General features: G+C 71.2%; 8 protein-coding genes. 2 read left to right on the top strand and 6 right to left on the bottom strand.

All coding sequences use genetic code 11. The annotated features are described in order from the left end of the window. Nucleotides 1–296: 296 nt before the first annotated feature. Nucleotides 297–1,247, top strand: a complete 951-nt coding sequence (locus D588_RS0100725; RefSeq protein ID WP_017914618.1) for a calcium/sodium antiporter — start codon at nucleotides 297–299, stop codon at nucleotides 1,245–1,247. A 57-nt stretch (nucleotides 1,248–1,304) separates the two neighbouring features. Here the strand turns inward: D588_RS0100725 and D588_RS0100720 are convergent, their stop codons facing one another. From D588_RS0100720 to D588_RS0100695, 6 genes are read right to left on the bottom strand one after another with little or no spacing between them, the layout of a single operon-like run. Then, complete coding sequence (locus tag D588_RS0100720; protein WP_017908202.1) at nucleotides 1,305–1,676, bottom strand: Na+/H+ antiporter subunit G; 372 nt, start codon at nucleotides 1,674–1,676, stop codon at nucleotides 1,305–1,307. Then, entirely contained in the window at nucleotides 1,673–1,957 is a 285-nt protein-coding gene (locus tag D588_RS0100715) for a K+/H+ antiporter subunit F (RefSeq protein ID WP_017908201.1), read from the bottom strand. Before D588_RS0100715 ends, D588_RS0100720 begins: the two co-directional genes overlap by 4 nt. Continuing rightward, nucleotides 1,954–2,457, bottom strand: a complete 504-nt coding sequence (locus D588_RS0100710) for a Na+/H+ antiporter subunit E (protein ID WP_010341382.1) — start codon at nucleotides 2,455–2,457, stop codon at nucleotides 1,954–1,956. Before D588_RS0100710 ends, D588_RS0100715 begins: the two co-directional genes overlap by 4 nt. A gap of 1 nt (nucleotide 2,458) precedes the next feature. Further along, complete coding sequence (locus D588_RS0100705) at nucleotides 2,459–4,021, bottom strand: monovalent cation/H+ antiporter subunit D (RefSeq protein WP_017914617.1); 1,563 nt, start codon at nucleotides 4,019–4,021, stop codon at nucleotides 2,459–2,461. Continuing rightward, the gene (locus D588_RS0100700) at nucleotides 4,018–4,383 is read right to left on the bottom strand and encodes a Na+/H+ antiporter subunit C (RefSeq protein WP_017908199.1); all 366 of its coding nucleotides are present in this window, start codon (nucleotides 4,381–4,383) and stop codon (nucleotides 4,018–4,020) included. The genes D588_RS0100705 and D588_RS0100700 overlap by 4 nt, the downstream gene beginning before the upstream one ends. Next, nucleotides 4,383–7,214 (bottom strand): monovalent cation/H+ antiporter subunit A, encoded by a 2,832-nt coding sequence (locus tag D588_RS0100695; RefSeq protein ID WP_017914616.1) that lies wholly within the window; start codon nucleotides 7,212–7,214, stop codon nucleotides 4,383–4,385. Before D588_RS0100695 ends, D588_RS0100700 begins: the two co-directional genes overlap by 1 nt. A 446-nt stretch (nucleotides 7,215–7,660) precedes the next feature. On the opposite strand from D588_RS0100695, the gene D588_RS0100690 reads away from it, so the two are divergent. Then, a partial coding sequence (locus D588_RS0100690) for an NAD-dependent epimerase/dehydratase family protein (RefSeq protein WP_043082901.1) occupies nucleotides 7,661–8,184 on the top strand: 524 nt, incomplete at its 3' end.

Below are 8,184 nucleotides of genomic sequence, written 5' to 3'. Positions count from 1 at the left end.
TGAGTGCCGCGGCGATCGCGGCGATGCCGGCCAGCGCCAGCCAGGGCCGCCGCGGCGGCGGCGTGGGATCGGGACGGGACATGTGGGGCGGCTCCTGTGGCGAAGGCGAGGGGAGGGGCGCGGTCGGGCGCGCGCCAGGCGCTAGCAGACACGGTCGGGCATGAACGCAGTGCAGTGGCGGCGGGTTGTGCGCGGGACTGGCCGCCGCAGCGTGCCATGGCCGGGCAGGCATGACCACGGCGGCGTCATCGGCGCTGCGCATAGAATCGCCGCATCTTGCGGGCAGGGAGTCGGCGATGGCCGGTGCGATCGGATTGGTGCTGTTGGGGCTGGCGTTCCTGGCGCTGGGCGGGGACTCGATCGTGAAGGCGGCCTCCGGCCTGGCGCAGCGCTGCGGCGCCTCGCCGTTCGTGGCCGGCTTGCTGCTGGTGGCCTTCGGCACCTCGCTGCCGGAACTGGCGGTCAACGCGCGCGCCTACGCCGCCGGCGCGCAGGACCTGGCGTTGGGCAACGCGATCGGCAGCAACCTGGCCAATCTCGGCCTGACCCTGGGGCTTGGCGCGCTGGCGGCGCCGCTGCTGCTGCGCACGCGCCTGCTGCCGCCACTGCTGGTGCTGCTGACCCTGGCGACGCTGGCGCTGATCGGCTTCGGCCTGGATGGCGCGATCTCGCGCGCTGAGGGCGTGGCGCTGCTGCTGGCCTTCGTCGGCGTGGTCGCCTTCCTGCTGCTGCGCGCGCGGCATGAACCGGCCGCGCGCCAGCTTGGCGTGTCCGGCTACGCGGTGACCCGCACCGGGCTGGTGCTGAATCTGCTGCGCCTGCTGATCGCCCTCGTGCTGTTGAACGCTGGCGCCAACCTGGTGGTGGAACACGCGCCGCGGCTGGGTGCGGCCTGGGGCCTGTCGCCGCTGCTGGTCGGCCTGCTGCCGGTGGCGATCGGCACCGCGCTGCCGGAAGCCGCCGCCGCGGTGGCCGCCGCGCGCCGGGGCCAGGGCGACATGGTGGTCGGCCATGTGCTGGGCTCGAGCCTGTTCAACCTGCTGGTGGTGATCGGCGGCATGGCGGCGCTGCGGCCGCTGCCGTTGCCGGCCTCGTTCGTGCGTCTGGAACTGCCGGCAGCGATCGCGCTGGCGGTGGTGCTGTACCCGATGCTGCGCGGCGACATGCGGTTGAGTCGCGGCGAGGGCGCGGTGCTGCTGGTGGCGTTCCTGGCGTGGGTGGGACTGGAGTTGGCGTTGCTGGCGTGAGTGCCGAGAGTGGGGAATCGGGAATCGGAAAAGCCGCTCCTGCGCAGACCCGCGCGCTCAGCGCTCCTCCGGCTGCTCCGGCGGCGGCAGCCCTTCCTGCTCGGCGTGGTCGCTGCCCGGCACCTGCGGGCGCTGTTCCAGCATCAGCGACAGCGCCGCCTTGGCCATCATGTGCGCACTGATCGGCGCGGTGATGAACAGGAATGCGGTGATCAGCAACTCGCGCGGCTGTGGGTCCTGGCCCAGGAACAGGTGGTAGCCGACCGAGGCCAGCAGCACGCAGCCCACGCCCAGGGTGCTGGCCTTGGTCGGCGCGTGCAGGCGCTTGAAGAAGTCCGACAGCTTCACCAGCCCCAGCGCCCCGACCAGGATGAAGAAGCAGCCGACGATCAGCAGCAGCGACAGCCCGACCTGCAGCACGCCGATCATTCGACGATGTCCCGGCGCAGCACGAACTTGCTCAGCACCACGGTGCTGCCGAAGCCGAGCATGGCGATGATCAGCGCCGCCTCGAAATACACCGGCGAATCCAGGTACATGCCGAACAGCATCAGCTCGGCGATCGCGGTCACCGACAGCGTGTCCAGCGCCAGGATGCGATCGGGCACGGTCGGCCCGCGCAGCAGCCGCCACAGCGCCAGCAGCATCGCCAGCGCCACCACGTGCATGCACACGACGATCGTGGTCTCGATGAACATGTGGCTGGTCATGGGAAGATCTCCATCAGCGGCGCTTCGTAGCGCGTCTTGATCTGCCGGATCACCGTCTCGGCATCGTCCAGGTGCAGCACGTGCACCAGCAGGTACTTGCGGTCGTCCGACAGCGCCGCCGACACCGTGCCCGGGGTCAGGGTGATCATGCTGGTCAGCGCGGCGATGCCGTGGATGTTGGCGATGTCCAGCGGTACCCAGATGAAGCCGGGGTGGATGCGTTTCTCCGGACCGAGCACCTGCAGCGCCACCACCACGTTGGAGCGCACGATGTCCCAGGCCGCCACGCACAGCATCTTCGGCACCGGGCGCAGCGAGCCGATGCGCGCGAACTCGCGGTCCAGGCGCGCGGCGAACAGCGGCACCGCCACGCCCAGCACCGCGCCCAGCAGCACCTGGCCGAGACTGAAGCTGTCGCTCATCAGCAGCCAGAACGCGGTGACCGTCAGGCTCAGCGGCCAGGACGGGAACAGACGGCGCGACCAGGGACGGGCGGACATGTCAGGGCTCCCGCAGGATCGGCGCGGTGCCGCGCAGCTGGGTGGTGTAGTCGGCCGGGTGCAGCAGTTGTGCGGCGGCGGCCTCGCTGTAGCGCAGCAGCGGCCCGGCCGCCACGGTCATCGCCACGCCGTAGCCGAGCAGCAGCACGGTGGCGGCGGTTTCCAGCGGCCGCGCCGGCGCCTTGCGCGGCGCCGGGCGCGGCAATTCCATGGTGCCGTCCTCGGCCGTGTCCTGGTCGCCGGGCACGCGCCAGAACAGGCGCACGCCGCCGCGGGTCAGGCCCATGATCACCATCAGGCTGCTGAGCAGCACCGCGGCCCACACCGGCGCGGTCAGCCCGCCCGGCGTCGCGCTCAGGATCGCCACCTTGGCCAGGAAGCCGGACAGCGGCGGCAGCCCGGCCACCGAGATCGCCGCGATCAGGAACAGCACGCCGGGCACGGTCTTGCCCGGCAGCGGCGCGATGATCTCCTTGCGGTCGCTGGCGCCGCCGCGGCGGCGCCGGATCAGGTCGGCGATCATGAACAGCGCCGCGGCGACGAAGCTGCTGTGCGCCAGGTAATACAGCCCGGCACCGAGCGTGCCGGCTGAGTCCAGCGCGAAGGCCACGAACAGCGTCGCCGCCGACACGATCACCAGGTAGCCGATCAGCACCCGCAGGCGCACCGCCGCCAGCACCCCCAGCGCGGCCAGCAGCAGCGCCGCCAGGCCCAGCCACAGCAGCCAGTCGCGGCCGTAGCCGTCCAGCGCCTGCGCCTGGCTGCCGAGGATCAGCGTGCTCACCCGCAGCACCGCGTACAGGCCGACCTTGGTCATGATCACGAACAGCGCCGCCACCGCCGCCGGCGCGCGCGCATAGGTTTCCGGCAGCCACAGGTACAGCGGCAGCAGCGCGGCCTTGGCGCAGAACACCAGCAGCAACAGGCCGAACGCGGCCTTGATCAGCGCCACGTTCTGCGGCGGTGCCTGCGCCACGCGCTGCGACAGCTCGGCCATGTTCAACGAACCGAGCAGCGCGTACAGCAAGCCCAGCGCGATCAGGAACACGGTGGAGGAGGTGACGTTGAACACCACGTAGTGGAAGCCCACGCGCAGGCGCAGGCCACGCCCGCCGCTGAGCAGCAGGCCGTAGGAGGCGATCAGCATCACCTCGAAGAACACGAACAGGTTGAACACGTCGCCGGTCAGGAACGCGCCGTTGAGGCCGACCAGCTGGAACTGGAACAGCGCATGGAAATGCGGCGCGCGCCGGTCCCAGCCGGCGCAGGCGTGCAGCAGGCAGGCGCCGGCGAGCAGGGTGGTGGTCGCCAGCATCCATGCCGACAGGCGGTCGGCCATCAGCACGATGCCCAGCCGCGAGGGCCAGTCGCCGAGCAGGTAGGCATGGACCTGGCCGTCGCTCACCTGCACGCACAGCGCCAGCACCGCCACGGCCAGCGCCGTCATCGCGGTCCACGCCACCGCGCGGCGCACCTTGCGGCCGTAGCGGCGGTGCTCGGCGAACAGCGACAGCGCCGCGCCGAGCAAGGGGATCAGGATCGGCAGGATCAGCAGATGGGTCATGGCGCCTCCCCGTCGGCGGGGTCGGGGTCCGGGCGCGCATCGACGTGGTCGCTGTGGTTGTCGCCGCGGCTGCGCATCGCCAGCACGATGCTCACCGCGGTCATCGCGAAGGCGATGACGATCGCGGTCAGCACCAGCGCCTGCGGCAGCGGATCGGCGTGCTCGGCCAGGGTCGGGGCGATGCCGTCGCGCAGCACCGGCGCCTTGCCCTGCACCAGCCGGCCGCCGGCGAAGATCAGCAGGTTGGTGGCGTAGGACAGCACGGTCATGCCCAGGATCACGTCGAAGCTGCGCGCGCGCAGCAGCAGGTACACGCCCACCGCGGTCAGCACGCCGATCGCGCTCGCCAGTGCCAGTTCCATCAGTGCATCTCCCCGGTGATGGGCGAACGCCGCGTCGGGTCGATCTGCCCGCGCTGCGAATCGCGGGTGCGCGAGGGCTTGATCGTGCCCATCATCGACAGCGTCAGCATGGTGCCGCCGAACACCACCAGATACACGCCGGTATCGAAGACCAGCGCGCTGGCCAGCGGGACCGTGCCGATCAGCGGCAACTGCAGATCCAGATGGCCGCTGGTGAGGAACGGCACCCCGAACAGCATCGAGGCCATGCCGCCGAGCGTGGCCAGCAGCAGACCCAGGCCGATGCAGCGGATGTAGTCGAAGCCGAAGCGCGACTCCACCGAGGCCGCGCCCTGGATCACGTACTGCATCAGCAGCGGCACCGCCAGCACCAGCCCGGCGATGAAGCCGCCGCCGGGCGCGTTGTGGCCGCGCAGGAACAGGAAGATCGACACGGTCAGGGTCAGCGGGAACATCAGCTGCGCCAGGTCGGCCGGCACCGGCAGCTTGATCGGCGGCCCCGGCATCACCTTCTCCGGCGCCATCCGCGCGCGCCGCAGCAGCGCATGCACCACCAGCGCGGCGATGCCGAACACGGTGATCTCGCCGAAGGTATCGAAGCCGCGGAAGTCCACCAGGATCACGTTGACCACGTTGCGGCCGTAGGCTTCCGGCAGCGCGCGCTGCAGCAGCTCGCCGGCCATCGTCGTCGCCGGCCGGGTCATCACCGAATACGCCAGCAGCGCCATGCCGCCGCCGGCGACGATCGCCAGGGCCGCATCGCGCCAGCGGCGCCAGCGCCGCGGTTCCGGCGGCGAGGCCTTGGGCAGGTAGTTCATGCCCAGCAGCATCAGCACCAGGGTCACCATCTCCACCAGCAACTGGGTCAGCGCCAGGTCCGGCGCCGACAGGAACACGAACACCAGGCTCACGCCCAGCCCGCTGCCGCCCAGCACCAGCACCGCCAGCAGCCGCTGCCGGTACAGGAACAGCGTGGACAGCGCGCAACTGAGGATCAGCAGCCACAGCCCCCAACCCAGCAACGGCATGCCCTGCGGCGCCGGCCACTGCTGCCACAGCGGCGGCGCCTGCAGCAGCGGCGCGGCCACGACGACCACCGCGGCCAGCACCAGCCAGCGCAGGCTGCGCTGCAGGCGGCCGTTGGCGAGCAGGCGGGTAGAGCGTGCGGCCACGCCGAACAGGGTCTGCACGTGCCAGTGGAACACGCGCTTGCCCAGCGAGCGGCGCACCTCGGTGTACAGCGCGGTCAACCGGCGCAGCCCGAAATACAGCGCCACGCCGCCGACCACGCCGGCGATGCTCATCGCCAGCGGCGCGTTCCAGCCGTGCCACACCGCCAGGCTGTAGTCGGGCAGGGCATCGCCGAGGATCGCGCCGGCGGCGGCGCGCAGCATCGGCGCCACGGTCAGCGCCGGCACGATGCCGACCGCCACGCACACCAGCACCAGGATCTCTACCGGAATCTTCATCCAGCGCGGCGGCTCGTGCGGCATCGTCTCCAGCCGACGCGGGCCATGGCCGAAGAAGGTCTCATAGACGAAGCGCAGGCTGTAGGCCACGCCGAACACGCCGGCCAGCAGCGCCGAGGTGGCGGTGAACACGCGCATCGCCGCCGGGCCGTCGGCGCCCAGCGCCTCGGCGAAGAACATCTCCTTGGACAGGAAGCCGTTGAGCAGCGGGATGCCGGCCATCGACAGCGAGGCGGTGATCGCCAGCGCGCTGGTGATCGGCATCCAGCGGCGCAGGTTGCCGAGCCGGCGCATGTCGCGGGTGTGGGTTTCGTGGTCGATGATGCCGGCGGCCATGAACAGCGAGGCCTTGAACACCGCGTGGTTGAGGATGTGGAACACGCCGGCCACCACCGCCATCGGCGTGGACAGCCCGAACAGCATGGTGATCAGGCCCAGGTGCGAGATCGTCGAATACGCCAGCAGGCCCTTGAGGTCGTGCTGGAAGATCGCGAACCAGGCGCCGGTGAGCAGGGTGATCGCGCCGATGCCGCTGACCGTGTAGAAGAACAGGTCGCTGCCGGCCAGCGCCGGATGCAGCCGCGCCAGCAGGAACACGCCGGCCTTCACCATCGTCGCCGAATGCAGATAGGCCGACACCGGGGTGGGCGCGGCCATCGCGTGCGGCAGCCAGAAATGGAACGGGAACTGCGCGCTCTTGGTGAAGATGCCGAGCAGGATCAGCCCCAGCGCCCACGGATACAGCGGGCTGGCGCGGATCACGTCGCCGGCGGCGAGCACCGCGTCGAGCTGGTAGCTGCCGACGATGCGCCCCAGCAGCAGCACGCCGCCGAGCAGCGCCAGGCCACCGCCGCCGGTGATCACCAGGGCCATGCGCGCGCCGTCGCGCGCGTCCTGGCGGTGCGACCAGAAGCCGATCAGCAGGAACGAACTGATGCTGGTCAGTTCCCAGAACACCATCAGCAGCAACAGGTTGCCGGCGATCACCATGCCCAGCATCGCGCCCATGAACAGCAGCAGGCAGGCGTAGAAGCGCGCCGCGTTCTCGCGCGCGCTGAGGTAATAGTGCGCGTACATCACCACCAGCGCGCCGATCGCCAGCACCAGGCCGGCGAACATCCAGGCCAGCCCGTCCAGGCGCAGCGAGAACTGCAGGCCGATCTGCGGCAGCCAGGCGTGGTCGGCACGGACGATGCCGCCGTCGAGCACGGTGGGTGTCAGCGCGCCGAGCACCGCCAGGCCCGCCAACGGCGCCAGCGCCGCGGCCCAGGCCAGGGTGGCGCGCGAGCGGTGGCGCAGGGCGACGACGGCCGCCGCCATCAGAAACGGCAAGGCCAGCAGGAGGTCGAGGGCTGGGATCATGCAGGGAATACGAGATTCGCGAGCAGGAGCCCGAGTGTAACAGGCGCGTCACGGCGGTGGCCGGCGCGGGAACGGAAGGCGTGCACGGTCATGCCGACAGCGTAGCGGTGCGCAGGTGATGCGCTTGCGAGTGCGGGCGGGAGGGGGGTGATCGAACGCTGGCGATGCGCCACACGCCATGCGCGCCATGCGGCGTGCGCTTTGCGTGTGGCGCAAGCATCGCCGTGGGTGAGCGCATTCTGCAGCGCGTCGCGCGTCGCTCTCCATCCGGGTGCCGGTGCGTGCGGCCGTACCAGGTCGTCGGTGCGCTTGGCGATCGTTGGCCGCTGCGTGTGTCCGCGCCACGTGTCGCCTTGTCCGCCTCCACCGGCCGTCGCATGCCGTGCAGCGTGCGGATGCCGGGTGATTCCAGCCGCAAACGGCGGCGCACGCACTATCCTGTGCCGATGACAGATTCGCTCGCCGCTGCCTCCGCTTCTCCGACGACCGTCGCGCCACCGCGCATCGCACTGGTGTTCGGCGGCAGCGGCCAGATCGGCGAGCGCCTGCTGCGCCGCCTGCTGGCCGACGGATGGGAGGTGCACGCCTACTCCCGGCAGGCGCGCGCGGCGCACCCCGGCCTGCACTGGCATGCAGGTGAACTCAGTGCGCTGCAGGCGCCACCGGTGGCGGCGGAGGTGGTGTTCAGTTGCGGGCCGCTGGACGCTTTCGCCGACTGGTATCGGCGCGCGCCCGTCGCCGCTTCGCGCGTGGTCGCCTTCGGCTCCACCAGCCTGGAGGTCAAGCGCGACTCGCTGGACGCCGCCGAACGCGACGTCGCCCGGCGCCTGCGCGAGGCCGAAGCCATCGTGTTCGCGGTGGCCGCCGAACGCGGCGCGGCGGCGACGGTGTTGCGGCCGACCCTGGTCTACGGCGCCGGCCGCGACCGCACCCTCAGCGCGATCGCGGCACTGGCGCGGCGCACCGGCTG

The sequence above is a fragment of the Xanthomonas sp. SHU 308 genome (assembly GCF_000364645.1).
GTDB classification, from domain to species: domain Bacteria; phylum Pseudomonadota; class Gammaproteobacteria; order Xanthomonadales; family Xanthomonadaceae; genus Xanthomonas_A; species Xanthomonas_A sontii.
This window is presented reverse-complemented; position numbering and strand designations above follow the sequence as displayed.

Coding starts and splice junctions, on each gene's coding strand:
- D588_RS0100715 (WP_017908201.1), bottom strand. CDS start 1,957: ATGACCAGCCACATGTTCATCGAGACCACGATCGTCGTGTGCATGCAC.
- D588_RS0100710 (WP_010341382.1), bottom strand. CDS start 2,457: ATGTCCGCCCGTCCCTGGTCGCGCCGTCTGTTCCCGTCCTGGCCGCTG.
- D588_RS0100700 (WP_017908199.1), bottom strand. CDS start 4,383: ATGGAACTGGCACTGGCGAGCGCGATCGGCGTGCTGACCGCGGTGGGC.
- D588_RS0100725 (WP_017914618.1), top strand. CDS start 297: ATGGCCGGTGCGATCGGATTGGTGCTGTTGGGGCTGGCGTTCCTGGCG.
- D588_RS0100705 (WP_017914617.1), bottom strand. CDS start 4,021: ATGACCCATCTGCTGATCCTGCCGATCCTGATCCCCTTGCTCGGCGCG.
- D588_RS0100720 (WP_017908202.1), bottom strand. CDS start 1,676: ATGATCGGCGTGCTGCAGGTCGGGCTGTCGCTGCTGCTGATCGTCGGC.
- D588_RS0100695 (WP_017914616.1), bottom strand. CDS start 7,214: ATGATCCCAGCCCTCGACCTCCTGCTGGCCTTGCCGTTTCTGATGGCG.